Origin of the sequence: Streptomyces sp. NPDC059582, from assembly GCF_042735715.1 — a bacterium.
Classification (GTDB): domain Bacteria; phylum Actinomycetota; class Actinomycetes; order Streptomycetales; family Streptomycetaceae; genus Streptomyces.
In genome coordinates this window covers 95,899-120,044 of the sequence record NZ_JBHWCC010000016.1, presented here as the reverse complement: position 1 = coordinate 120,044, position 24,146 = coordinate 95,899, and the positions used below count along the sequence as shown (strand labels likewise).

Below are 24,146 nucleotides of genomic sequence, written 5' to 3'. Positions count from 1 at the left end.
GCCGCCCACACGGTCAACGGCCTGTCGCCGACCCTTTGTGACGGCCCGTCACCGACACTTCCGGTGACCTGTCGCTCACGCCGTGGACGACCTGCGCTCGAACACCGTGTCACGCGCCGTCCCGAGCGCCGTCGCCACCGCGCCGAGCAGTACCGCGTCCTCACCCAGCCGGCTCGGGGATATCTTCGGGCGCAACGGCGTGAGCGTGCGCAGATGCTCCCGGACCGGGCCCAGCAGCAGGTCCACGCTGTGGCCGACGCCCCCGCCGAGCACCACCAGGTCCGGGTCGAGCACGGCGGTCGCCGCCGCCACCGTGTGGGCGATCCGCTCGGCCTCCAGCTGCACCGCCCGGCGCGCGGCCGGGTTGCCGTGCCGAGCCGCGTCGAACACCGCCTTCGCGGTGAGCTGCCCGCTCATCCCGAACCCGCGCGCCGCCTCCACGACGGCCTCCCCCGACACCGCGTCCTCCAGCCGCTCCGGCTTGCGCTGTCCCGGCCAGGGCAGGAACCCGATCTCCCCGGCCAGTCCGTGCGCGCCGGTGAACAGCCGCCCCTCGCTGACGACTCCCATGCCGAGTCCGGTGCCGATCAGGATGTACGCGAACAGCCGGCTGCCCGCCCCGACCCCGTACGTGTACTCGCCCAGCGCGGCCAGGTTGGCGTCGTTGTGCACCTCCAGCGGAACGCCCAGGTCCGTGCGCAGCCGGTCCAGCAGCCCGGCGCGGCCCCAGCCCGGCAGATGCATCGCGTACCGCACCCGGCGCTGCTTCTCGTCGTACACCCCGGGGGTTCCCACCACCCCGTGCACCACCTCGGCCGGGTCCACGCCGGAGTTGGCCACCACCTGGCGGGCGGCGGAGACGATCAGGTCCGCCAGGGCGCCGGAGCCGCGGGCCCGGTTGCGGACGTCGGCCCGGGCGACCAGCGTGCCGTCCAGGTCGGCGACGGCCACCCGCAGCCAGCCGCGGCCGACGTCCACGCCCAGCGCGTACCCGGCGGCCGGGTCGGGGGCGTAGAGCACCGCCGTGCGGCCGCGCTCGGGGGCGTGGGTGCCGACCTCGCGGACCAGTCCCGCGGTCTTCAGCGAGGCGAGCGCGCTGGACACGGTCGGCTTGGAGAGCCCGGTCTCACGGGCCAGTTGGGCGCGTGACGCGGCGCCGAGGCCGCGCAACCGGTCCAGGAGAAGCCGCTCGTTCGTGCTGCGCAGGCGCTGCCGGTTCCAGGGTTCCGGTCGCTCTACGGCTCGCTCTACGGCGTCGCTTGCGGACATCAGACCATTCTCGTGCATTCCCCGCGCATACTTGACGCCTCTTGTAAGTCTCCTTAACTATATCGGCCACTCGGCCACTCGGTCCCGCCGGGCGAGCCCCTGTCCCTGTCGCGCGTCAGGAGTCCCCATGTCCGGTAGCCCGCCACCCACGGGTGGCTTCGTCCGCCGCGTCGGCCTGTTCCAGGCCACCGCCATCAACATGAGCCAGATGTGCGGCATCGGTCCGTTCGTGACGATCCCGTTGATGGTCGCCGCGTTCGGCGGTCCCCAAGCAGTCATCGGGTTCGTCGCGGGCGCGGTGCTGGCGCTGTGCGACGGGCTCGTCTGGGCCGAACTGGGCGCCGCCATGCCCGGTTCCGGCGGCAGCTACGTCTATCTCCGGCAGGCCTTCCAATACCGCACGGGACGGCTGATGCCGTTCCTGTTCGTGTGGACGGCGATGCTCTTCATCCCGCTGATCATGTCCACCGGCGTGGTCGGCTTCGTCCAGTACCTCGGCTATCTCGCCCCCGATCTGGGGCGGACCACGGGCGATGTGATCGGCCTCGGGATCATCGCCCTGGTGGTCCTCCTGCTCTGGCGCGGCATCGAGCACATCGCCCGCATCACCGCCGTGATGTGGACCGTGATGATCGCCTCGGTGCTGCTGGTGATCGTCGCCGCGGCCACCGACTTCAGCCCGCACCTCGCCTTCACCTACCCCGCGCACGCCTTCGACCTCACGAGCGACCACTTCTGGCTCGGCTTCGCCGCGGGCCTGACCATCGGCATCTACGACTACCTCGGCTACAACACCACCGCGTACATGGGCGCCGAGATCAAGGATCCCGGCCGTACGCTGCCGCGCTCCATCCTCTTCTCGATCCTCGGCATCATGGCGATCTACCTGCTGCTCCAGATCGGCACGCTCGGTGTCATCGACTGGCACCGGATGGCCGACCCGCAGGACATCGCCTCCACCTCGGTGGCGTCGGCGGTGCTGGAGGAGACCTGGGGCAAGGGCGCCGCCGACACGGTGACCGTCCTGATCCTGATCACGGCCTTCGCCTCCGTGTTCACCGGCCTCCTCGGCGGCTCGCGGGTGCCCTACGACGCCGCCCGTGACCGGGTGTTCTTCCGCCCGTACGGGAAGCTGCACCCCCGGCACCGGTTCCCCATGCTGGGCCTGGCCACGATGGGCGTGATCACCGCGATCGGCTTCCTCATCGGCCGTCACACCGACCTGGCGACACTGATCCAGCTCCTTACCACGGTGATGGTGATCGTCCAGGCCCTCGCCCAGATCGTCGCGCTGACGGTCCTGCGCAGGCGCCGACCGACGCTCCGCCGCCCGTACCGGATGTGGCTCTACCCGCTGCCGAGCATCCTGGCCTTCGTCGGCTGGTGCGTGATCTACGGCTACGCCGACAAGAACTCCCCGGGCCGCCATCCCATCGAATGGTCCCTGGCCTGGGTCGGCCTCGGCTGCGTGGCGTTCCTGGTCTGGGCGCGGCTGGAGAAGGTGTGGCCGTTCGGGGAGAAGGAGATCGTCGAGGAGTACGCCGGTGCGCCCGCGCCGGAGGGAGAGCCCGCCGGCACCTGATCGGACGCCCCATCGGAGCGGCGCTCACAATCGTCCTCGGCGCGCCGCGCGCCCCTTACGCCGTACCGCTCACTGTCCACGTCCGGCACACCGCGCGCCCGGAGCCGCTCACGGCGGCAACCGGGCGCGCGGTGCCGTATCGACATGCAGGTGAACACCTGCGCTTGACATGCAGGCAATCGCCTGCATAACGTCGGGTGTGCGATCAGACGACGACTCCGCGACGGACAAGGTCTTCAAGGCGCTGGCCGACGGCACGCGCAGGCGGCTGCTGGACCGGCTGCACCAGGACAACGGGCAGACGCTGGGTGAGCTGTGCGAGCACATCGCCATGGCCCGGCAGTCGGTGACCCAGCACCTGTCCGTCCTGGAGGCCGCCAACCTGATCGCCACCGTGCGGCGGGGGCGGGAGAAGCTGCACTACCTCAATCCGGTCCCGCTCCACGAGATCCAGGAGCGGTGGATCGACAAGTTCGAGCGCCCGCGCCTGCGCGTGCTCGGCGCCGTGAAGCGACAAGCCGAGGAAGCCATGACCGACAAGCCCGAATTCGTCTACGTCACCTACATCGCGAGCACGCCCGAGAAGGTCTGGGACGCCCTCACCGACGCCGACCTGACCGCCTCCTACTGGGGGCATGCCAACGTCTCGGACTGGCGGCCCGGCTCCCGCTGGGAACACGTCCGCACGGACGGCTCCGGCATCGCCGACGTGGTCGGCACCGTGGTGACCAGTGAACGCCCGACCCGGCTGGTGACCACCTGGGCGGCGCCCGCGGACGAGGGGCGCGAGGACAGGTGCTCCAGGGTCACCTTCGACATCCAGCCGTACGCGGACATCGTCCGGCTCACCGTCACCCACGAGAACCTGTCGGGCGAGGGTGAACTCGCCGACGTGTCCACGGGCTGGCCGGCGGTGCTGTCCAACCTCAAGTCTCTTCTTGAGACGGGTGGTCCGCTTCCGCAGGAACCGTGGCTGGTGCCCCACGACTGAGCGGACACGGGCGGGCCGGCCCGCGGCACGCGGACCGGCCGGCCTCTGACTCGCCTCCTGTGATAGTTGCGAGACTTTTATGGCCTGTGTGCGTTCCTTGCCGTCTTCGCCGTCCTCGCCGCCGTAACCGCGCACACCAGCCCGAGGATCAGCGCCAGGGCGCCGATGACGATGTTGTTCACTATGACGCCGGCGTCGGGGTTCCGGCCGACGATCCATGGCGAGATGATCATCCACACGCCCAGGGCGCACATGGCCCAGCTGAGTCCGTACATCCGTGCCGGAGCGGCGGTGAACCCGAGGGCCAGCAGGCCGATCGCGATTCCCATGATCAGGTTGTGGGCCACGAGTGAGGGCTGGCTCGTCGTGTAGTGGAGTATCCATGGGGATACGGCGCAGTACAGACCGAGCAGGAACACCGGTCCGTCCACGAGCGCCACATCACGACCGCCGAGCATGCGGGCGTAGCGCTCCCGCATTTCGGTTACGTCGGGGTGAGTGGATATGTCACCTCTGGTGGGCGAGACGTTGGCCATGACTCGTCTCCTTCGGGTAGCAGGCCCGACCGCGTCTGATGCGGTAGCGGTATATGCCGTGTGTGTCCATTCTGCCCTTATTTCTCCCTTATGTGTAGGGGGAGTGTGGAGACCGATGGAACAGCCGTGAGTCAGGTGGCCGCCGCCCCCGGCCCGGCCGCGCTCCACCCGTCCCCGCCGGGCGAACACCGACCAATCCACTCCCGTCCCAGCCACGGATTACGCGTGACAGCCCCTGGTGGGACGCGGCGGGAAGAAGGCGGTGGCAGGACATGCCGGAGGGTTCCGGGGACGCGGCGCGGGTCGGACGGCGGCGGACCGCCGTCGTGGGCAGCGGGGTGGCCGGTCTGACCGCCGCCCATGTGCTCGCCCGCACCGACCACGTCACCCTGTACGAGGCCGACGACAGGCTCGGCGGACACGCCCACACCCACCGGCTGACATCACCCGACGGCCGGGTCCACCACGTCGACTCCGGCTTCATCGTGCACAACCGCCGCACCTACCCGAACCTCCTGCGTCTCTTCGCCGAACTCGGCGTCGCCACCCAGGAGTCGGAGATGAGCCTGTCCGTACGCTGCGAGGGCTGCGGCCTCGAGTACGCCGGGGCCCGGGGCCCGGCCGGACTGCTCGCGCGGCCCCGCAACGCCGTGCGCGGCGCCTACCTGCGCATGCTCACCGAGATCCCGGCCTTCCACCGGGCGGCGCGCGGACAGCTTCGCCGGGACGCCGACGACGCGCTGACGCTCGGCGGGTTCCTGGACCGCGAGGGTTTCTCGCCGTACTTCCGCGCGCACTTCATGGCGCCGCTGGTGTCGGCGGTGTGGTCCTGCGACTCCGCCACCGCCCAACGGTACCCGGCGGCCTACCTGTTCCGCTTCCTCGCGCACCACGGCATGCTCTCGGTCGGCGGCTCGCCGGTGTGGCGCACGGTCACCGGAGGCTCCCGCACCTACGTCGACCGCGTCGCCGAACGGCTCGACGAGGTGCGCACCGCGACCCCGGTCCGCTCCCTGCGCCGGCACGCCGACGGGGCCGAGATCACCGGCCACGACGGCACCACCGAGTCGTACGACGCCGTCGTCGTCGCCGTGCACCCCGACCAGGCGCTGCGACTGCTGGCCGACGCCACCCCGCAGGAGAAGGAGATCCTCGGCGCGTTCCGCTACAGCCGCAACACCACCCTCCTGCACACGGACACCACGCTCCTCCCGCGAGCCCGCGGCGCCCGCGCCTCCTGGAACCACCTGCTCCCCTCCTGCGCCGCCGGTGCCGACCGGGTCCGGGTCAGCTACGACATGAACCGGCTCCAACGCCTCGACGCGACCGAGACGTTCGTGGTCACCCTCGGCGGCGAGGACCGGGTCGACCCCGGCCGGGTGCTGGCCCGCATGGTCTACGAACACCCCGTCTACACGCCCGAGTCGGTCGCCGCCCAGCAACGGCTCCCGGAGCTGAGCACGTCCGTCACCGCGTACGCGGGCGCCTATCACGGCTGGGGGTTCCACGAGGACGGCTGCGGCTCCGGCGTGCGGGCCGCCGAGACACTCGGGGTGCGCTGGTGACACCCGTACCCGCCCTCTACCCGTGCACCATCACCCATGTGCGCACGGCACCCACCCGGTACGCGCTGCGGCACCGCACGTACATGTGGCTCGTCGACATCGACCAGCCGCCCGAACTCCCGCTTCCGCTGCGGCCGTTGGCCCGGTTCGACCCGCGTGACCACTTCGCCGGCGACGGGCGCTCCGTCCGGGCGGGCCTCGAGGAGTTCCTCGCCGCGCACGGGGTGCGAGCGCCGGGCGGCCCGGTGCTGATGCTCACGCACGCCCGCGTCCTCGGCCATGTCTTCAACCCGCTGACCCTCTACTGGTGCCACGACCCCGACGGCGTTCCGCGGCACGTCGTCGCCGAGGTCCACAACACCTACGGCCAACGGCACAGCTACCTGCTGCGCCCGAACCCGTCGGGGACCGCGCACGTCGACAAGGAGTTCTACGTCTCGCCGTTCTTCCCCGTCGACGGCCGCTACCGCATGCGCCTGCCGGCCCCGGACCGGCGGCTCGACCTCACCGTGCACCTGGAGCGGGACGGCGGCCGTCCCTTCACCGCGACCGTGCGCGGCGCCCGGCGCGAGGTCACGCGCACGGAAGTACTGCGCCAGGCCCTGCGCCACCCGTGGTCCACCGCCGTCGTGTCCGCCGCCATCCGGCTGCACGGCATCCGCCTGTTGCTGCGGGGACTTCCCGTCCAACCCCGCCCCGCGCGCCCGTCCACACCGACCCGCACCACCGAAGAGAGCGTGAGATGACGACAGTCGAGCCCCGTCCCGCCGCCGCGCGGCGCGCCGTACGCTCGGGCCCCGCGGGCGTCGACCCGGCCCGCTGGCCGGACGTGGCGGCCCCGCCGGACGCCTCGTGGCCGCGTACCGCCGTCGCCGCGGCGGTCGTGCGCCGGGCCCTGGACCGGCTGCCGCTGCGGGTGCGGTACGGCGACGGCACCGAGGCCGGCCGGGGCGGACCGCTGCTGGAGATCCACGATCCCCGCGCGTTCCACGGCCGGATCGGCGCCAAGGGCCTGATCGGCTTCGGCGAGTCCTACCTGGCCGGCGAGTGGGACGCCCCCGACCTGGTGGGAGCCCTCACCGTGCTCGCCGCCCACGCGGCGGACCTGATCCCCGCCCCGCTCCAGCGGCTGCGCGGGCTGTGGGCGCTGCGGCAGCCGGGCGGCCGGCGCAACACGCCCGACGGCGCCCGCGGCAACATCAGTCACCACTACGACCTGTCCAACGACCTCTTCGCCCTCTTCCTCGACGACACCCTCAGCTACTCCTCGGCCGTCTTCCGCGGGTTCCCGGCCCGCTGGGAAGGCCTCGCCGCCGCCCAGCACCGCAAGATCGACCGGCTGCTGGACCTCGCCGAAGTGGGCGAGGGCACACGGTTGTTGGAGATCGGTACCGGCTGGGGCGAACTCGCGATCCGGGCGGCCGCGCGCGGGGCGCACGTCACGTCGCTGACCCTCTCCGGCGAGCAGCGCGACCTGGCCCTGGCCCGCGTCCGCGACGCCGGACTCGCCGACCGGGTCGCCGTCGAGCTGTGCGACTACCGCGAGGCCCGCGGCACCTACGACGCCGTCGTCAGCGTCGAGATGATCGAAGCCGTCGGCGAGGAGTTCTGGCCGGTCTACTTCCGCACCCTCGACGAGCGGCTCGCCCCCGGGGGACGCGCCGTCCTCCAGGCCATCACGATGCCGCACGACCGCATGCTGGCCACCCGCAACACCTACACCTGGATCCAGAAGTACGTCTTCCCCGGCGGCCTGCTGCCCTCCGTCGAAGCCGTCGAACAGACCGTCCGCGACCACACCCGGCTCACCGTCACCCGGCGCGACGCCTTCGGGGCGCACTACGCCGAGACCCTGCGTCTGTGGCGGCAGCGGTTCGCCGGGCACACGGACGAGATCGCCGCCCTCGGCTTCGACGCGACCTTCCGCCGGATGTGGGACCTGTACCTGGCCTACTCCGAGGCCGGATTCCGCTCCGGCTACCTCGACCTACAGCAGTACCTGTGCACGAAGGACACGAAGGACACGAAGGACACGAAGGAAGGCCACACCCGATGAGTACCGCGCGCCCTGCCCGCATCACCCGCACCGGTGCCGCGCACCGGCTCGCCGCAGTCGTCGAGGACGCGCTCGGCGGCCCGCTGCCGGTACGGCTGCGTGCCTGGGACGGCAGCGAGACCGGCCCGGCCGACGGCCCCACCGTGGTCGTACGCTCCCGGCGCGCCCTGCGCCGACTGCTGTGGCAGCCCGGCGAACTCGGACTCGCCCAGGCGTACGTCACCGGCGAACTCGACGTGGACGGCGATCTCGCCCAGGGCCTGCGCGTCCTGTGGGCCGCCGTACGGGAGCAGGGCCCGCACGCGCCGCGGCCCGCGCTCGGCGACCGGGCCCGCGCGCTCGGTACGGCGCTGCGGCTCGGCGCCGTCGGCCCGCGCCCGGCCGCCCCGGCGTCGCAGGCGCGGCTGCGCGGCGGCCTGCACAGCAGGGCCCGCGACCGGGCCGCCATCAGCCACCACTACGACCTGTCCAACGACTTCTACCGGCTGCTTCTCGACGACACCATGGCCTACTCGTGCGGCTACTGGCCGGGCGAGGAGCCCGGCGGCACCGCCGAGGAGTCGCAGCACGCCAAGCTGGAGCTGGTCTGCCGCAAGCTGGGCCTGGTGCCCGGCGCCCGGTTGCTGGACATCGGCTGCGGCTGGGGCTCCCTCGGCCTGTACGCGGCCGAGGAGTACAAGGCGCAGGTCACCGCCGTCACCCTGGCCCGGGAGCAGGCCGCCCATGTGCGCGAACGGGTGCGCGAACGCGGCCTGGAGCACCGGGTGGACGTGGTCTGCCAGGACTACCGGGACATCAGCGGCGGGGCCTACGACGCCGTCGCCACCGTCGAGATGGGCGAGCACGTCGGCGACGCCGAGTACCCGGCGTTCGCGGCTTCCCTGCACCGGCTGGCACGGCCGGGTGGCCGGGTGCTGGTGCAGCAGATGTCGCGGGGCGCCACCGCGCCCGGCGGCGGGGCGTTCATCGAGACGTACATCGCGCCCGACATGCACATGCGGCCGCTCGGTAAGACCGTCTCGCTGCTGGAGCGGGCCGGGCTCGAGGTGCGTTCCGTGGAGTCGCTGCGCGAGCACTACGTCCGCACCGTCGCGCCTGGCACCGCACGCTGGAGGACCGCTGGAGCGACGTCGTACGGCTTGTCGGCGAGGAGACGGCGCGGGTGTGGCGGCTGTACCTGGTCGGCGGCGCGCTCGCCTTCGAGCAGGGCCGTATGGGCGTCGACCAGATCCTCGGCGTGCGCCCCACCGCCGACGGTCTGAGCGGCATGCCCGCGACACCGGCGGGGTGGTACGCGGGACGGGGCCGGCCGTGAACGGGTTCGCCTGGGGGGCCTTCGCCCTCAACCTGCTGTGGGCGGCCCTCGCCGCGCTCGCCGTCATGCTGGTCACCTTCGCCGTCGCGGTACGCCGGGGCATGCACCGGATCGTGGACAGCGCCTGGGGTGTCGGCTTCACCGTGGTCGCCCTCGTCAGCTGCGCGGCCTCGGCGGGCGAGGGCGACACCGGGCGCCGGGTGCTGGTGAGCGTCCTGACGTCCGTCTGGGGTCTGCGCCTCGCCGTGCACATCGCCCGGCGCGGGCGCGGCCACGGGGAGGATCCGCGCTACGAGGCGTTGCTCGCGAAGGCTCCGGGCAACCGTGACCTGTACGCCCTGCGCATGGTGTACCTGCTCCAGGGTGCTCTGGTGTGGCTGGTCTCGCTGCCGGTCCAGGCCGCGCCGTACGTGCGGGCCGAGATGTCCGGCCTCGCCTGGGCGGGCACGGCGCTGTGGGCGGTGGGCCTGTTCTTCGAAGCGGTCGGCGACGCCCAGCTGGCCCGCTTCAAGGCCGACACCGCCCACCGAGGCCGGATCATGGACCGGGGTCTGTGGCGTTACACCCGGCATCCCAACTACTTCGGCGACTTCTGCGTCTGGTGGGGCCTGTACCTGATCGCGTGCGACGCCGGCGCGGCGGCCGCGGTGTCGCTCGTCTCGCCCGTGGTGATGAGCTTCCTGCTGCTGAAGGGGAGCGGAAAGTCTTTGCTGGAGCGGCACATGGAGGGGCGTCCCGGTTACGCCGGGTACGTCGCCCGCACCAGCGGGTTCTTCCCGTGGCCGCCGCGGCGCTGACGGCCCGTCGTCCGGCCGCTTTCGTCTCTCGCGGCGGGCGACACGACGCTCGCATGCGGCGCGCTCGTCGTCGGCGCGGGCGAGCAGGGCGCAGGCCCCCGTCGACGTGTGCGGTTCGGTGGGATCACGCGCTCACCCCCAGGCAGTCGCGCAGCCGGATGAGCCCGTCGCGCAGCCGGGTCTTGACCGTGCCGAGGGGCAGCGCGAGGTCCTCCGCGACCTGCCGGTACGTCAGCCCCCGGTAGTACGCCAGTGTGACGGCCTGCCGCTGGATCTCCGTCAGTGTGCCCAGGCAGCGCCGTACCTGTTCCCGTTCGAGTTGCGCCTCCACCTGCTCGGTCACCTCGTCGTACGGGGGCATCCGGTCGAGCAGCGCCGCCCGGTGCTCCCGCGCGGCGGCGGCCTCGGCCGACCGGACCCGGTCCACCGCCCGGCGGTGGGCGAGTGTGAGGATCCAGTTGACGGCGGTGCCCCGGTCGGGCCGGTACCGGGGGGCGGTGCGCCAGACCTCGACCAGCACGTCCTGGGCAACCTCCTCCGACTGCGCCAGGTCGCGCAGCACACTGCGCACGACGCCGAGGACGGGGCTCGCCACGGCGTCGTAGAGGGTGGCGAAGGCACCCTGGTCGCCCAGTGCCACCATGCTCAGCAGCTCTTCCAGGTCGGGCCGCGGCGAGGGATTCCTGCCGAGGTGCACGGCTTCTTTCACGGGGGAGTCCTTCGGGAGTGCGAGCTGTCCGGGCGGAGTGCGAGCTGTCCGGGCCTGCTCCGGGCCTGCTCCGGGCCTGCTCCGGGCCTGAGGCAGCGACGGCTCGGTCCGGCAGGACACGACGGGCGAGTTCGACGCACTGTTTGTGCATCGAAAATGCGTGCGAGGAGGTGGTCCGTTCGCCTGTCTCTCCACTCAGGCGCACATCTCCTGCCGCAGGCAGCTGTGCAACCGGTGCAGCCCACGGCGCGCGTGGCTCTTGACCGTGCCCAGCGGCAGCCCGGTGCGCTCCGCGATCTGGGTCTGGGTCAGGTCCTCGTAGAAGGTCAGCCGCAGCACCCGCTGCTGGGGCGCCGGGAGCTGGGCCAGCTCCTCGTGGACGAGCACCCGGTCGAGGACGGCCTCGGGGCACTGCGCAGCCGGGTCGTGGAGCGCGAGCGCGGAACCGGCCGAGGAGAGGAGGTCCGCGCGACGGGTGCGCGCGGCCAGCGCGTCGGCGATCTTGCGCCGGGTGATGCCGACGATCCACCCGGCGATCGTGCCGCGCTCCGGCCGGTAGCCCAGGCGGCCGCGCCAGACCCCGAGGAACACCTGCTGTGTGACGTCCTCCGCCTCCCGCGGGTCCCCCAGGGAACGCCGGGCGAGCGTGTGCACCAGAGCCGACCAGCGATGGTAGGCGGCGGCCAGACAGTCCTCGTCGCCCGCCACCAGACCCCGTGCCAGCTCCTCGTCGGTCAGCGACTCCTGCGCCGGGGCCCACAGCGCGACGGCAGGGGGTGCGGGACTCGGCTGCGGACTCATGACGGAGACTCCTCGCGTCGTACGGACCGGTCCACGCCACCGTCGGCGAGCCCCGGTGCCGTCATGGTGCGAGCAGGAGGGCGAAAGGCTCAATGTGCATCGGTTCTGCATCGTATAGTCGGCCTCATGGGTGAATCGCCGGAGGAGCTCGCCGCCACGGGTCTGACCACCGGTGCGGTGGCACGTCGGCTGGGGGTGTCACCCACCACGCTGCGCTCCTGGGACCGCAGGTACGGCATCGGTCCCGCGGTCCGTTCCGACGGCCGTCACCGGCGCTGGACCGGGCAGGACGTGGCGATGCTGGAGACGATGTGCCGGCTGACCTCCACCGGGGTACCGCCCGCCGAGGCGGCCCGGGTCGCGAAGGCGCAGTCGGACGATGTCCCGTCCGGTGCCGACGACACCGCTGCCGCTGCCATCGCCCACGCCGCGCCGCGGCCGGCGGGCCGTGCGCGGCCGGCCGGCCCGCTGCCGCTCGGCGACGTGCGCCAGGAGTGCCGCGGTATCGCCCGTGCCGCCGTCCGGCTCGACGCCCCCGCCGTCCGGGAGCAGCTGTCCGCGGCCGTCGAGGAGCACGGGCTGACGGTCGCCTGGCAGGAGGTGATGGTGCCGACGCTGCACGCGGTCGGACGCAAGTGGGCCTCTTCCGGGGACCGTTACGTCGAGGTCGAACATCTGCTGTCCTGGCAGGTGTCCGGCACGCTGCACCGGCACACCCGGCCCCAGCCGCGGCGCGGCGACGCCGCCGCCCCCGGGCCGGCCGTCCTGGCGTGCGTCCCCGGCGAACAGCACACGCTGCCGCTGGAGGCGCTCAACGCCGGGCTGAGCGAAGCCGGCCTCCCCACCCGGATGTTCGGGGCGGCCGTGCCCGCCGAGGCGCTCATGGCCGCGGTCGACCGGCTGGGCCCCGCGGCCGTCGTGCTGTGGGCGCAGGCACGTTCCTCGGCGACCCTGCCGCTGGCCCAGCACGTCGCCGCCGCGCAGTGGGGCGTGAAGGGCGCGCGCCGGCAGCCGCTGGTGATACTCGCCGGTCCCGGCTGGCTCGGGCGCTCCACCCACGGCATGGCACGGCCGAACTCCCTGAAGGACGCGGTGGACCTGCTGGCGGGGCTGTACGGGACGTACGGCGGATAGACGGCCGGCACCCGGTCCGCGCGCTGCCCGGTCCGCGCGCCCCGCCCCCTGCGCGCCCCGCCCCCCGCGCGCCCCGCCCCCTGCGCGTCCCGCGCCCGCGCCCCCATCGCCGTCAGTCGCGTTCGCGGGCCTGCCGGAAGCGGGCCAGACCGTCCGCGAGGTCGACGATCGGCTCCGGGTAGTCGAGGGCGGCCCGGTCCAGGCCCTGGAGCTTCCACGGCTCGTGCACCGACTGCCCCGCCACGTCCGCCAGTTCCGGTACCCACCGCCGGACGTAGGCCCCGTCGGGATCGTGGCGCCTGCCCTGGGCGACGGGGTTGAGCACCCGGTTCGGGCGGGTGTCGGTGCCGGTCCCCGCCATCCACTGCCAGTTGAGCTGGTTGTTGGCGACATCACCGTCGACCAGCAGGTCCAGGAAGTGCCGGGCGCCGACCCGCCAGTCGATGTACAGCGTCTTGACGAGGAAGCTCGCGGTCAGCAGGCGGCAGCGGTTGTGCATCCAGCCCTCGTCGCGCAGTTGGCGCATCCCCGCGTCGATCACCGGGTAGCCGGTGCGGCCCTCCCGCCAGGCCGCCACCTCGTCCCGCGCCGTGCGCTCGGACCGCCAGCGGTCCCGCTTGGTGCGGTAGTCGTCCGTGGCCGCCGCCGGGCGCGCCGCGAGCACCTGGCGGTGGAAGTCGCGCCAGGCGAGCTGTCGTACGAACGCCTCGGCGCCGGGACCGTCCGCGTGACGCGCCCGGTGGACGAGCTCGACGGCGGAGAGGGTGCCGAAATGCAGGTGCGGCGAGAGCCGGGAGGTCGCGTCGCCGCCGAGGTCGTCGCGGCCGCCCTCGTAGTCGGCGATGCCGGAGCGCAGCCAGGACGTGAGCCGTCTCCTGCCCTCCGTCTCGCCGCCGGCCGCCAGGAGCGGCGACACGCCGAGGCTGCCACGGGAGGGGATCTCCTCGGAGCCGACGCCGTCCGGGACCGGCACGGCGCGCGGTGCGCCGAGGGTGTCCCGCAGCGCCTGCTGCGACCAGTGCCGGAAGTAGGGCGTGAAGACGGCGAAGTGGTCCGAGGAGGCCGGCGTCACCGCGCCCGGAGCGACGGCCGTGGTCACCGTGTCATGGACGTGCAGCCGTACGCCCTGCGCCTCCAGCGCGCGCCGCAGTCGCTCCTCACGCCGTTGCGCGTAGCCGCTGACGTCGGCCGCCAGGTGCACCTCGTCGGCATCCGTCTCGGCGGCCACCTTGCAGACCTGCTCGACGACGTCACCGGAGCGCAGCACGAGCCGCCCGCCGCGCTCGCGCAGTCCCGCGTCCAGGTCCCGCAGGCAGTCCGCGAGGAACGCCAGCCGGTTCGGGGCGGCGAATCCGGCGTCGTCCACGGCCCGGTCGCGCACGAACAGCGGCACGACCTGACGGGAACCGTCGAGGGCGGCCCGCAGCGCAGGATGGTCGTGCAGACGCAGGTCGGAGGTGAACAGGACGACCGAGACGTTCATGGGGCAGGCTCCGGGAGAGGGTGAGGGGCGTTGAGGTGCTTCCGGCCCGGGGTGTCCGACGGATGCACGCGTCACTCGATCGGTGCGCGTTCCCCCTCCCGGGAGGGCGGGTCCGCCGCCGCGGCGGCCCGCGCGATGTTGCGGGCCATGCCGCCGAACACCACGGCGTGGAACGGGGAGACGCTCCACCAGTACGCCTCGCCGACCAGTCCGTGCGGATGGAACAGGGCCCGCTGGCGGTACCGGGTACGGCCGTCGTCGTCCGTCTCCGCGTACATCTCCAGCCAGGCCAGCCCCGGCAGCCGCATCTCGGCCCGCAGCCGCAGCAGCCGCCCGGGTTCGATCTCCTCCACCCGCCAGAAGTCCAGCGAGTCGCCGACCCGCAGCCGCGCCGCGTCCCGGCGCCCGCGGCGCAGTCCGACGCCGCCGACCAGCCGGTCCAGCCAGCCGCGCACGGCCCAGGCCAGCGGGAAGGAGTACCAGCCGTTCTCGCCCCCGATGCCCTCGACCACCCGCCACAGCGCCTCCCGCGAGGCGTCGACCGTCCGTTCGCGCTCGTCGGCGTACAGGCTGCCCCCGGCCCAGTCCGGGTCGGTGGGCAGCGGGTCGCTCGGTGCGCCGGGCACCGAGGCGGACGACCACCGCGTCGTCACCTTCGCCTCGCGCACCCGCGTCAGGGCCAGCCGGACCGCCTTGTCGAAGCCGAACGGATGCCCCGGCGGGTCGGGCAGGTGACGGACGATGTCGTGCTCGTGGCAGACGACCTCGTGCCGCAGCGACTCGGTCAGCGGCCGGGCGATGGCCGCGGGCACCGGCGTGACCAGGCCGACCCAGTGACTGGACAGGCCCGGGGAGAGCATCGGCACGGAGACGATGAGCCGGCGCGGCAACTGGGCGATGGTGGCGTAGCGCACCATCATCTCCCGGTACGTCAGGATGTCCGGACCACCGATGTCGAAGGCGCGGCTGACCTCCGCGGGCAGCCGGGCGCTGCCGACGAGGATGCGCAGCACGTCCCGCACCGCCACCGGCTGGATCCGGGTGTGCACCCAGCTCGGGGTGACCATCACCGGCAGCCGTTCGGTGAGGTAGCGCAGCATCTCGAAGGAGACCGAGCCCGAGCCGATGATGACGGCCGCCCGCAGCACGGTGGTCGGCACACCCGAGTCCAGCAGGATGCGGCCGACCTCCGCCCGGGAGCGCAGATGGGGCGAGAGCTCCCGCTCGGGGACGTCGGCGGGGGTCAGACCGCCGAGGTAGACGATCCGTCGTACGCCCGCGGCCCTGGCCTGCTCGCCGAAGATCCGGGCGGCCTCGCGGTCGGTCCGTTCGAAGTCCCCACCGCCGGCGAGGGCGTGGACCAGGTAGTACGCCACGTCGATGTCCCGCAGGGCGGCGCCCAGCGACGCGGCGTCGGTGACGTCGCCGCGCACCACCTCGGTGTCGCCCACCCACGGATGGTCGCGCAGCCGGTCGGGGGAGCGGGCCAGACAGCGCACCCGGTGTCCCGCGTCGAGCAGCTCCGGGACGAGCCGGCCGCCGATGTACCCCGTGGCGCCTGTCACCAGGCAGCGCAGTCCGCCTTCGCGGTCGCCCGCGTTCACGCGGTCGTCTGCGTTCATGTGCACTCGGCCCTTCCCGTCGCGGCCCCCGGTGATCACTCCCTCCCTCACTGACTTCCCCGCGCGAGACCGCCCCGGATGCGGCGTACGGGTGTCTATACGCTGGCCACGTGGCCACAGCGAACGACCGGGAGCAGCGCGCGCGGGGACAGCGGTCCCCCGCCGGCGCGGTGCCGACCGACCTGCACGCCTTCGCCGTCCAGCTGCGGCGGATGAACGGCGGGATCAACCGGCTGATGCAGGGCTTCGCGGGCGCGCACGGGCTGCACCCCACGGACGTCCAGGCGCTCGCGGCCATCCTGGACGCCGACGAGCCGATGACCCCCAAGCGGCTGCGCGAACACCTCGGACTCACCTCGGGCGCCGTGACCGCGTGCGTGGACCGGCTGGAGCGCGCGGGACACATCCGCCGGGTCCGGGAGAGCGCCGACCGCCGGGTGGTCCACCTGTACTACGCGGCCGACGCGCGGCCGACGGCCCGTACGTACTTCCGTCCCCTCGCGGAGGCCACCGAGGCCGCACGGGCCCACTTCACGGACGACGAACTGGCTCTGGTGCTGCGGTTCCTCGCGGCGATGAACGAGGAACTCGCCGGGACCACGACGCTCGGGGAGTGACCGCGCGGCGGAGCGCGGCGTGACCGGGTGGAACCGCGGCTGGGCCGGTGCATCCGTGGCCCGGTCGGCGACGGAAGAGCAGGCGTCGTCTACGATCACCGGCGACCCGTATATCTCAACTATTGAGATTGTTTGTCATTGAGATTGCTTGTCTTCGAGATTGTTTCCCTCGAGGCACCCGCCGCTGCCCCCTCGGAACCCGGAGAACCATGTCCCCCACTCCTCGACGGGCCCGTCGGCTCGTCCCGCTGCTCCTGCTCGTCGTGTGGCTCGGCATCGGCGGCGTCCTCGGCCCCTTCGCCGGGCGCCTCGGCGAGGTCGCGACGAACGACCAGGCCGCGTTTCTGCCCCGCAGCGCCGAGTCGACCGAAGTCATCGCCGAACAACGGGCCTTCCGCCAGGACGAGACGCTGCCGGCGATCGTCCTCTGGACCGCCGGCACCGGCACCGGCAGCGACAGTGGCGGCGGGACCGGCAGCGACACCGACAGCGGGACCGACAGCGAATCCGGCGCCGGACTAGGTGACCGGCGGGCGGACGCCGACCGCGCGCTGGCCTCCCTGTCCGGTGTGCCCGGCGTGGTCGGCCGGGTGCCGCCCGCGCTCGTCGCCGAGGACGGCGCGGCGCTGGAGGCCGTGGTCCAGCTGCGGCCCGACCTCGGCGACGCACTCCCCGGCACCCTCGACCGGATCCGCGCCGCCGCCGAGCGAGTGCCCGGCAGCACGGTCCAGCTGGCCGGGCCGGCCGCGAGCCAGGCGGACCTGTCCGACGCGTTCGCCGGGATCGACGGCCTGCTCCTCGCCGTCGCGCTGGCCACCGTCCTGGTGATCCTGCTACTGGTCTACCGCAGCCTGCTGCTGCCGCTGGTCGTCGTCCTCGGCGCTGTCTTCGCGCTGGGACTCGCCTGCGCGGTGGTGTACGTGCTCGCCGACCACGACGTGGTCCGCGTCGACGGTCAGGTCCAGGGCATCCTCTCCATCCTGGTGATCGGCGCGGCCACCGACTACGCCCTGCTCCTGACCGCCCGCTTCCGGGAGGAACTCGCCCGGCACGACGACCGGTTCATGGCCGTACGGGCCGCGCTGCGGCAGTCCTGGGGCGCCGTGGTGGCCAGTGCGGCGACCGTCGCCCTCGCGCTGCTCGCACTGCTGCTGAGCGACCTGACCAACAACCGGGCGCTCGGACCGGTCGGCGCCATCGGCATCGGCTGCGCGGTGCTCAGCGCCCTGACGTTCCTGCCCGCGGTCCTCGTCCTGCTGGGCCGGGCCGCGTACTGGCCGGCGAAGCCCCGGAGCACGGACGGCGGCACCGCCGGGGGCGGGATCTGGCACCGCGTCGCGAACCTGGTCGACCGTGCGCCGCGCAAGGTCTGGGCGGCCACCCTCGCCGTGCTGCTGGCGTGTGCCGCCTTCGCGCCGGCCCTCACCTCCCGGGGTGTCCCCCTCGACGAGATCTTCGTCGCCGACGCACCCTCGGTCGCCGCGCAGAAGTCCCTCGGCGCGCACTTCCCCGGCGGCTTGGGCAACCCCACGGTGGTCGTCGCCGACGCCGACACCCTGGACCGGGTCGTCGCGGTGGCCCGCGACACCGAGGGCGTCGCCTCCGCCGCCGGGGTGGCGAAGTCGGGCCGCCCCGGCGGCGGCGCCCTGGTCGTCGACGGACGAGTGCGCGTCGAGGTCACCCTCGCCGCCGCGGCGGACAGCGACGCGGCGAAGCGGACCGTGGCCCGGCTGCGGACCGCGCTGCACGCGGTCCCCGGCGCGAACGCCCTCGTCGGCGGCTACCCGGCCCAGCAGTACGACACCCTGCGCACCGCCGAACGCGACCGCACACTCATCGTCCCCGTGGTCCTCGCCATCATCCTCGTCATCCTGATGGCGCTGCTGCGCTCGCTGCTGATGCCCGTGCTGCTCGTGGCCACCGTGGCGCTCAACTTCCTCGCCACGCTGGGCATCTCGGCACTCGTCTTCCCACACGTGTTCGGCTTCACGGGTACGGACGCGTCCGTACCGCTGTACGGCTTCGTGTTCCTGGTCGCCCTCGGCGTCGACTACAACATCTTCCTCATGTCCCGGGTCCGGGAGGAGTCCCTGCGGCACGGGGTGCGCCAGGGCGTGCTGCGGGGCCTGGTCACCACCGGAGGGGTGATCACCTCCGCGGGGGTGGTGCTCGCCGCGACCTTCGCGGCCCTCGGCGTCATCCCGCTCGCCTTCCTGGTGCAGATCGCCTTCATCGTCGCCTTCGGAGTCCTGCTCGACACCGTCGTGGTGCGCTCGCTGCTGGTGCCCGCCCTGGTACGGGACATCGGCGCCGCGGCGTGGTGGCCGGGACGGCTGAGCCGCAGTCCCGCCGCGACCGCCGCGGACGACCGGCCGGCCGACACGGCCGGGCCGGGGTCCACGGCGCCCGAGCACTCGCCTGGCTGAGCGGGGACCTGGCGGCAGCGGGGTCCATGGCCGACGCACATGGTCGCGTCGATCGGGGGCAGGCGATCCCTACGAGACAGACACGTACAAGAAGAAGTCGGTGGACGAGCGATTCCGGAGGTGACCGCCGCTATGGGCGCGAAGGTGTTGCAGCGCTTTCCCGCGGGAGCACCGCGAGGCTCCTGGCCCGCGGAGGAGTACGCGGCTGCGCGCCGCGCGCAGGGCGAGCCCGCGACCGTGGTGATGGATCTGAAGTCGGACGCCTTCCTCGTGGTGGTCCCCCGGGGCGACGACGACTGAGGACGACGACGGAGCACGACTACTGGGGACGACGACCGAGCACGACTACGCAGGACGACGACCGAGCACTACTGCTGAGGACTACGACGGAGCACAACGCGCCTGACCGCGTGGGACGCACGGGCAGGCGCCGTTGTGCTCCGTCGTGCTCGCCGGGGCCGAACTCCCGGCGATCGCCGGGTGGTGAGCGCGACTGACCGAACTCGGTGAAATTCCATGGTCCGCGATTCGAGACCGGCCGGGTTCTCCTTGACTGCCTTGAGCGGTGGCTGCCACGATCGACGGTATGACGATGCGACTGGACCTCACGCGGCGACGCCACGTCGACCTCGCGCGCGTCTCCAGCGCCTCCTGTTGCGCCGCAGCCTGAAAGTCGCTGCGATTCGCTGGTTTCTCGTCGTTTTTCGCCGGTTTTTCGTCGCGGTTTCTTTCCCTCTCTGTGCCGTCGGGCAGACCTGCGTCGCCCGCCGCTGCCCGAGTGCCGAGTTCACCACGCCGGATCACCGCGCCAGGTGAATTCGGCGTTCCCGGAATTCCGCGACCGCAGTCAGGACTCGACCTTCGCCGGCAGCCCCTGGACCGGGAGCTGGAAACCCAACTCCCGGACAGCGAGTTCGACTCCGCCCCCGCGGCCGCCCGACGACTCAGCCGCCCCTGGCGCGCCCCGCCGCCACCTGCCGCGTCCCGCCGCCCCGAAAGAGAACTCATGGCCACCGTCCTGACCGTGTCCGGCAGCCCCTCCGCCTCCTCCCGAACCCACCGTCTGCTGCGCCACCTGGACCAGCGGCTGATCGCCCAGGGCCACGAGGTGATCCCGCTCGACATCCGCACCGTCCCCGCCGAGGCACTCCTCGGCGCGGACTTCCGGCACCCGGCCATCGTCGAGGCCACCGAACTGTTCGCCCGTGCCGACGGCGTCGTCGTCGGCACCCCCGTCTACAAGGCGTCGTACTCCGGTGTCCTCAAGGCGCTCCTCGACCTGCTCCCGCAGTACGCCCTCACCGGCAAGACCGTGCTGCCGTTGGCCACCGGCGGCTCCGTCGCGCACGTCCTGGCCATCGACTACGCGCTGCGGCCGGTGCTCAGCTCCATGGGCGCTGGGCACATCGTGCAGGGCTGGTTCACCCTCGACACGGACATCACCGTGCACGAGAACGGCTCGCTGACCGTCGCCCCCGGCGCGGCGGAGGCCCTCACCCAGGTCGTCGACCAGTTCTCGGCCGCGCTGGGCCGCACTCCGCTGCTCGCCGTGGCGAGCTGAGCCCATGAGCGTCCACGTCATCAGCGACGACGCCGAAGCCGTCGCCGTCGCGACGGTCCTCGCCGACGAGTTCCGCGCCGGCGCCTCGGAGCGCGACCTCGCCCGCAGGCTCCCGCACGCCGAGGTGGACAGGCTGTCCGCCTCCGGGCTGCTCGCCGTCACCGTGCCCGCCGAGCACGGCGGCGCCGACGTCCGCACGCGGACCCTCGCGGAGATCTTCCGGCTGCTGGGGTCCGCCGACGGCAGCCTCGCCCAGATCCCGCAGAGCCACTTCGTCTACGTCAACGTGATCTGCCGTCAAGGAACCCCCGAACAGCAGAAGTTCTTCTTCGCGGAGCTGCTCGCCGGGCGCCGCTTCGGCAACGCCCAGTCGGAGGCGGGCACCCGGCACGTGCAGGACATCCGCACCCGCCTCGCCCCGCGGCCGGACGGCTCGTACGTCCTCACCGGCGTCAAGCACTACTGCACCGGCGCCCTGTTCGCCGACTGGATCCCGGTACTGGCCCGCACCGAGGACGACCTCCTCCACGTGGCGTACGTGGCGCGCGACACCCCCGGCCTCACGGTGGTCGACGACTGGGACGGCATGGGCCAGCGCACGACCGCGAGCGGAACCGTCCGACTCGACGGCGTGCCGGTCCCCGCCGACCGCGTCCTGCCGCACCACCTCACCTTCGAGGGTCCGCAACTTCACGGTGCGGTTGCCCAGTTGCTGCACGCGGCAATCGACGCGGGGATCGCCGGGGGAGCGCTCGCGCAGGCCGCGCAGTTCGTACGGACGAAGAGCCGGCCGTGGTTCGAGAGCGGTGTCGAGACCGCCGCCGAGGACCCCCTGCTCATCCAGCGGTTCGGTGAACTCGCCGTGCGGGTGCGGGCGTCCGAGGCGCTGCTGCGGGAGGCGGCCCGTGCCGTGGACGCGGCGCACGCCGACCTCACCGACGACACGGCGGCCGAGGCGTCGATCGCCGTGGCCGCCGCCAAGGTCCAGGCCGCGCTCACCGCGGTCGAGGTCGCCGACGCGCTGTTCGAGCTGGCCGGCACCCGCTCCGCGCTCAACGCCCTCAATCTGCACCGGCACTGGCGCGACGCGCGCACCCACACGCTGCACGACCCGACCCGCTGGAAGATCCAGCACATCGGCCGGTACGTGCTCAACGGAACGAAACCGCCCCGCCACGGCCTGCTCTAGCAAAAACGCAGGCAGAACTCAGGCCTGACACAGACCGCCGTGAGCCGCCGCGGCCGACCGCCCCGATCGGAGACCCCACGTGTCCCTCACCTTCCACTGGTTCCTGCCCACCAACGGCGACAGCCGCCATGTCGTCGGCGGCGGCCACGGCACCCCGGCGACCGCCTCCGGACGGGACCGGCCGCCGACGGTCGCCTATCTGAGCCAGATCGCCCGCGCCGCCGAGGACCTCGGCTTCGTCGGCGCGCTGACCCCCACCGGCGCCTGGTGCGAGGACGCGTGGCTCACCACCGCGATGGTCAGCCGGCACACCGAACGCCTGAAGTTCCTGGTCGCCTTCCGCCCCGGCTTCGTCTCGCCCACGCTCGCCGCGCAGATGGCGTCCACCTACCAGCGGCAGACCGGTGGGCGGCTGCTCCTCAACGTCGTCACGGGCGGCGAGAGCCACGAGCAGCGCGCCTACGGCGACTTCCTCGACAAGGACGCGCGCTACCGCCGTACCGGCGAGTTCCTCGAGATCGTGCGGGAGTTGTGGGAGGGCAGGACCGTCGACCTTTCGGGCGAGCATCTCCGGGTCGAGGACGCGAAGCTGGCGAGGGTACCCGACCCGGTGCCCGAGGTGTACTTCGGCGGGTCGTCGCCGGTCGCGGGCGAGGTCGCCGCCAGGTACGCCGACGTCTACCTCACCTGGGGCGAGCCGCCCGCGCAGGTCGCCGAGAAGATCGCGTGGATCAGGGCGCTGGCCGCGCGGGAGGGCCGCGCCCTCCGCTTCGGCATCCGGCTGCACGTCATCACCCGGGACACCGCCGAGCAGGCCTGGGCGGAGGCGCACCGGCTGCTCGACGGCTTCGACCCGGAGACGGTGAGGTCCGTACAGGCCGGGTTGGCGCGCAGCGAGTCGGAGGGGCAGCGGCGGATGCTGGCGCTGCACGGCGGCGCCCGCGACGGACTGGAGATCCACCCCAACCTCTGGGCGGGCATCGGACTGGTCCGCGGCGGCGCGGGCACGGCGCTGGTGGGCAGTCACGCGGAGGTCGCCGAGCGCATCCAGGAGTACGCGGCGCTCGGCATCGAGGAGTTCGTGCTGTCGGGGTATCCGCACCTGGAGGAGGCGTACTGGTTCGGGGAGGGAGTGCTGCCGAGGCTGGCCGCCGACGGCGTGTGGCGTCATCCGGCCGGACCGACGGCCGAGCCGGCCGTGCGGGTGCCCTTCGCGTCCTAGTGCCGCAGCAGGCGACGTTCGCCCCGTCGCGACGCCCGGCACGCACTCCCGCCGCACAGGCCGAAAGCCCGAGTACGTCCAGTACGAGGACTTCCGGCCGGCCCGCCGGGAGCACGCACAGGACGCCGCTCCTGCACGGGCAGACGTCGCCTGCCACGGCACTAGGGAGTGCTGCGGAAGTCCCGTCCGGCCAGCGCGTCCAGGTGTGCCCGCCGGGACTGTGCCGTCTGGCCCTGGACCAGCAGGAACAGGCCCTCCCTGGCAAGGCGTTGGGCCTTGCTGGTCAGGGCCATCGCGCGCCCGCCGCCGGCCACCACCGCCGCCGTGGTGGCCGCCCGCAGCACCTCGAACGCCCGCGTCCTGAGCGCCAGCCGGTCCGTCAGGTGCTCGTGTGCCAGCGGGTGGTCGGCGAGGTCGTAGGCGAGGCGCCGCACCTCGTCGAGACGGGTGCGCAGCGGGCCCGCGGTGTCCTCGTCCAGCAGGTCGAGCGCCGCCCGCGCGACCCCGAACACCGCGGGTGAGGCGTTCACCGCCTTCGCCCGGTCCGTCGCGGCCCACCGGTCGTACGGTGTGCACAGGACGACGGCCTCCTCCGGCAGCCACAGGCCGTCCAGCTCCAGCGACACGGTGCGCGCGGCGGTGAGCGCCGCCAGCCGCATCGGCGGCGACGCCCGCAGGCCCGGCTGCTCCCGCGCCTCGGCGAAGGCGAAGAGCGCCTCGTCCGCGTCGGTCACCCCGGCCAGCAGCATCACGTCGTTCAGGCCCCACCCCGTGTACCAGGGCACGCTCCCGTCGAACCGTCGGCCACCCCGCTCGCGCGTGACCCGCACCGGCGTCCGCGGATGGGCGCGCAGCTGCGCGTACGCCACCCCGGACAGCAGTTCCCCGCTCGCCAGCGGGCCCAACAGCCGCTCGCGCACCGGACGTTGCGACTTCGCGAGGGTCAGCACCGGCGTGTGGTGCTGCGTCTGCACGAACCAGGTCGAGCAGCACGCCCCGGCCAGGATCTCCGCCGTCTCCCGCACCACCGCGCCAGGTGCCGCCGAGCCGCCGTACTCACTCGGCGCGTTCACCCCGAGCAGCCCGGAGCGTTTGACGGCCTCGACATGGCTCGCGGGCACGCCCTCCTGGTCGACGCGCTCGGCGTGCGGGGCGAGGAGGCCGTCCGCGAGACGGCGGGCGCGGCTGACGAGCGGGTGCGGTGCGACGGTCATGAGGAAGATTCTTCCGGTGTCGTGGCGCGGGATGTCGATCCGCCCGGCCGCCGTTCG

21 protein-coding genes and 1 pseudogene are annotated in these 24,146 nt (G+C 73.0%); 15 read left to right on the top strand and 7 right to left on the bottom strand.

Annotated features, from left to right (window positions below; genetic code table 11):
- Positions 1-75 precede the first annotated feature (75 nt).
- Entirely contained in the window at positions 76-1,269 is a 1,194-nt protein-coding gene (locus tag ACFV0T_RS16615) for an ROK family transcriptional regulator (protein WP_385779062.1), read from the bottom strand.
- 127 nt (positions 1,270-1,396) lie between these two features.
- Here ACFV0T_RS16615 and ACFV0T_RS16610 point away from each other — a divergent pair, with 127 nt between their 5' ends.
- Both ACFV0T_RS16610 and ACFV0T_RS16605 read left to right on the top strand, forming a co-directional pair.
- Positions 1,397-2,851 carry an APC family permease gene (locus ACFV0T_RS16610; RefSeq protein ID WP_385779060.1) on the top strand — a complete coding sequence of 485 codons (1,455 nt, stop codon included), beginning with the start codon at positions 1,397-1,399 and terminating at the stop codon, positions 2,849-2,851.
- Positions 2,852-3,050: 199 nt separating this feature from the next.
- A complete protein-coding gene (locus ACFV0T_RS16605) occupies positions 3,051-3,842 on the top strand; it encodes an ArsR/SmtB family transcription factor (RefSeq protein WP_385779058.1) in 792 nt (263 codons plus the stop codon).
- Positions 3,843-3,919: 77 nt separating this feature from the next.
- Here ACFV0T_RS16605 and ACFV0T_RS16600 read toward each other — a convergent pair whose 3' ends face one another.
- Positions 3,920-4,378: an SPW repeat protein gene (locus ACFV0T_RS16600; RefSeq protein WP_385779056.1), complete on the bottom strand. Its 459-nt coding sequence runs from the start codon at positions 4,376-4,378 to the stop codon at positions 3,920-3,922.
- A 272-nt stretch (positions 4,379-4,650) separates the two neighbouring features.
- On the opposite strand from ACFV0T_RS16600, the gene ACFV0T_RS16595 reads away from it, so the two are divergent.
- From ACFV0T_RS16595 to ACFV0T_RS16575, 5 genes and pseudogenes are all read left to right on the top strand, one after another.
- The gene (locus ACFV0T_RS16595; RefSeq protein ID WP_385779054.1) at positions 4,651-5,943 is read left to right on the top strand and encodes an NAD(P)/FAD-dependent oxidoreductase; all 1,293 of its coding nucleotides are present in this window, start codon (positions 4,651-4,653) and stop codon (positions 5,941-5,943) included.
- Complete coding sequence (locus ACFV0T_RS16590; protein WP_385779052.1) at positions 5,940-6,689, top strand: DUF1365 domain-containing protein; 750 nt, start codon at positions 5,940-5,942, stop codon at positions 6,687-6,689. Before ACFV0T_RS16595 ends, ACFV0T_RS16590 begins: the two co-directional genes overlap by 4 nt.
- On the top strand, positions 6,686-7,999 hold the full coding sequence (locus tag ACFV0T_RS16585) for a class I SAM-dependent methyltransferase (RefSeq protein ID WP_385779050.1): 1,314 nt from the start codon (positions 6,686-6,688) through the stop codon (positions 7,997-7,999). The genes ACFV0T_RS16590 and ACFV0T_RS16585 overlap by 4 nt, the downstream gene beginning before the upstream one ends.
- Positions 7,996-9,314: pseudogene (locus ACFV0T_RS16580) on the top strand (class I SAM-dependent methyltransferase). The gene ACFV0T_RS16585 and the pseudogene ACFV0T_RS16580 overlap by 4 nt, the downstream one beginning before the upstream one ends.
- Complete coding sequence (locus ACFV0T_RS16575; protein WP_385779048.1) at positions 9,311-10,111, top strand: DUF1295 domain-containing protein; 801 nt, start codon at positions 9,311-9,313, stop codon at positions 10,109-10,111. The pseudogene ACFV0T_RS16580 and the gene ACFV0T_RS16575 overlap by 4 nt, the downstream one beginning before the upstream one ends.
- 124 nt (positions 10,112-10,235) lie before the next feature.
- On the opposite strand, the gene ACFV0T_RS16570 is transcribed toward ACFV0T_RS16575, so the two are convergent.
- Together ACFV0T_RS16570 and ACFV0T_RS16565 are read right to left on the bottom strand one after the other, a co-directional pair.
- Complete coding sequence (locus tag ACFV0T_RS16570; protein WP_385779046.1) at positions 10,236-10,820, bottom strand: sigma-70 family RNA polymerase sigma factor; 585 nt, start codon at positions 10,818-10,820, stop codon at positions 10,236-10,238.
- Between the two features lie 195 nt (positions 10,821-11,015).
- Entirely contained in the window at positions 11,016-11,621 is a 606-nt protein-coding gene (locus ACFV0T_RS16565) for a sigma-70 family RNA polymerase sigma factor (protein ID WP_385779044.1), read from the bottom strand.
- 126 nt (positions 11,622-11,747) lie between these two features.
- Here ACFV0T_RS16565 and ACFV0T_RS16560 point away from each other — a divergent pair, with 126 nt between their 5' ends.
- On the top strand, positions 11,748-12,755 hold the full coding sequence (locus ACFV0T_RS16560) for a MerR family transcriptional regulator (protein ID WP_385779043.1): 1,008 nt from the start codon (positions 11,748-11,750) through the stop codon (positions 12,753-12,755).
- A 112-nt stretch (positions 12,756-12,867) separates the two neighbouring features.
- Here ACFV0T_RS16560 and ACFV0T_RS16555 read toward each other — a convergent pair whose 3' ends face one another.
- Positions 12,868-14,238, bottom strand: coding sequence for a cryptochrome/photolyase family protein (locus ACFV0T_RS16555; RefSeq protein ID WP_385779041.1), 1,371 nt, complete (start codon positions 14,236-14,238; stop codon positions 12,868-12,870).
- 71 nt (positions 14,239-14,309) lie between these two features.
- Positions 14,310-15,860 carry an SDR family oxidoreductase gene (locus ACFV0T_RS16550; RefSeq protein ID WP_385779039.1) on the bottom strand — a complete coding sequence of 517 codons (1,551 nt, stop codon included), beginning with the start codon at positions 15,858-15,860 and terminating at the stop codon, positions 14,310-14,312.
- 110 nt (positions 15,861-15,970) lie between these two features.
- On the opposite strand from ACFV0T_RS16550, the gene ACFV0T_RS16545 reads away from it, so the two are divergent.
- The 7 genes from ACFV0T_RS16545 (at position 15,971) to ACFV0T_RS16515 (ending at position 22,875) form a co-directional block, all read left to right on the top strand.
- Positions 15,971-16,477, top strand: coding sequence for a MarR family winged helix-turn-helix transcriptional regulator (locus ACFV0T_RS16545; protein ID WP_385779037.1), 507 nt, complete (start codon positions 15,971-15,973; stop codon positions 16,475-16,477).
- Positions 16,478-16,686: 209 nt separating this feature from the next.
- Positions 16,687-18,903 carry an MMPL family transporter gene (locus ACFV0T_RS16540; RefSeq protein WP_385779036.1) on the top strand — a complete coding sequence of 739 codons (2,217 nt, stop codon included), beginning with the start codon at positions 16,687-16,689 and terminating at the stop codon, positions 18,901-18,903.
- A 132-nt stretch (positions 18,904-19,035) separates the two neighbouring features.
- Positions 19,036-19,203, top strand: coding sequence for a hypothetical protein (locus ACFV0T_RS16535; protein WP_385779034.1), 168 nt, complete (start codon positions 19,036-19,038; stop codon positions 19,201-19,203).
- Between the two features lie 286 nt (positions 19,204-19,489).
- A complete protein-coding gene (locus ACFV0T_RS16530) occupies positions 19,490-19,573 on the top strand; it encodes a putative leader peptide (protein WP_356032329.1) in 84 nt (27 codons plus the stop codon).
- Positions 19,574-19,909: 336 nt separating this feature from the next.
- Entirely contained in the window at positions 19,910-20,464 is a 555-nt protein-coding gene (gene ssuE, locus ACFV0T_RS16525) for an NADPH-dependent FMN reductase (protein WP_385779032.1), read from the top strand.
- A gap of 4 nt (positions 20,465-20,468) precedes the next feature.
- On the top strand, positions 20,469-21,653 hold the full coding sequence (locus ACFV0T_RS16520; RefSeq protein ID WP_385779030.1) for an SfnB family sulfur acquisition oxidoreductase: 1,185 nt from the start codon (positions 20,469-20,471) through the stop codon (positions 21,651-21,653).
- A gap of 79 nt (positions 21,654-21,732) precedes the next feature.
- The gene (locus tag ACFV0T_RS16515) at positions 21,733-22,875 is read left to right on the top strand and encodes an LLM class flavin-dependent oxidoreductase (protein WP_385779028.1); all 1,143 of its coding nucleotides are present in this window, start codon (positions 21,733-21,735) and stop codon (positions 22,873-22,875) included.
- 161 nt (positions 22,876-23,036) lie between these two features.
- On the opposite strand, the gene ACFV0T_RS16510 is transcribed toward ACFV0T_RS16515, so the two are convergent.
- On the bottom strand, positions 23,037-24,089 hold the full coding sequence (locus ACFV0T_RS16510) for an acyl-CoA dehydrogenase family protein (protein WP_385779026.1): 1,053 nt from the start codon (positions 24,087-24,089) through the stop codon (positions 23,037-23,039).
- Between the last annotated feature and the right edge of the window lie 57 nt (positions 24,090-24,146).

Excerpts from the sequence above, each read along its gene's own strand:
- ACFV0T_RS16615 (WP_385779062.1), bottom strand. The coding sequence starts at position 1,269 with ATGTCCGCAAGCGACGCCGTAGAGCGAGCCGTAGAGCGACCGGAACCC.
- ACFV0T_RS16535 (WP_385779034.1), top strand. The coding sequence starts at position 19,036 with ATGGGCGCGAAGGTGTTGCAGCGCTTTCCCGCGGGAGCACCGCGAGGC.
- ACFV0T_RS16610 (WP_385779060.1), top strand. The coding sequence starts at position 1,397 with ATGTCCGGTAGCCCGCCACCCACGGGTGGCTTCGTCCGCCGCGTCGGC.
- ACFV0T_RS16510 (WP_385779026.1), bottom strand. The coding sequence starts at position 24,089 with ATGACCGTCGCACCGCACCCGCTCGTCAGCCGCGCCCGCCGTCTCGCG.
- ACFV0T_RS16520 (WP_385779030.1), top strand. The coding sequence starts at position 20,469 with ATGAGCGTCCACGTCATCAGCGACGACGCCGAAGCCGTCGCCGTCGCG.
- ACFV0T_RS16565 (WP_385779044.1), bottom strand. The coding sequence starts at position 11,621 with ATGAGTCCGCAGCCGAGTCCCGCACCCCCTGCCGTCGCGCTGTGGGCC.
- ACFV0T_RS16595 (WP_385779054.1), top strand. The coding sequence starts at position 4,651 with ATGCCGGAGGGTTCCGGGGACGCGGCGCGGGTCGGACGGCGGCGGACC.
- ACFV0T_RS16560 (WP_385779043.1), top strand. The coding sequence starts at position 11,748 with ATGGGTGAATCGCCGGAGGAGCTCGCCGCCACGGGTCTGACCACCGGT.
- ACFV0T_RS16540 (WP_385779036.1), top strand. The coding sequence starts at position 16,687 with ATGTCCCCCACTCCTCGACGGGCCCGTCGGCTCGTCCCGCTGCTCCTG.
- ACFV0T_RS16555 (WP_385779041.1), bottom strand. The coding sequence starts at position 14,238 with ATGAACGTCTCGGTCGTCCTGTTCACCTCCGACCTGCGTCTGCACGAC.
- ACFV0T_RS16600 (WP_385779056.1), bottom strand. The coding sequence starts at position 4,378 with ATGGCCAACGTCTCGCCCACCAGAGGTGACATATCCACTCACCCCGAC.
- ACFV0T_RS16550 (WP_385779039.1), bottom strand. The coding sequence starts at position 15,860 with ATGAACGCAGACGACCGCGTGAACGCGGGCGACCGCGAAGGCGGACTG.
- ACFV0T_RS16585 (WP_385779050.1), top strand. The coding sequence starts at position 6,686 with ATGACGACAGTCGAGCCCCGTCCCGCCGCCGCGCGGCGCGCCGTACGC.
- ACFV0T_RS16530 (WP_356032329.1), top strand. The coding sequence starts at position 19,490 with ATGACGATGCGACTGGACCTCACGCGGCGACGCCACGTCGACCTCGCG.
- ssuE (WP_385779032.1), top strand. The coding sequence starts at position 19,910 with ATGGCCACCGTCCTGACCGTGTCCGGCAGCCCCTCCGCCTCCTCCCGA.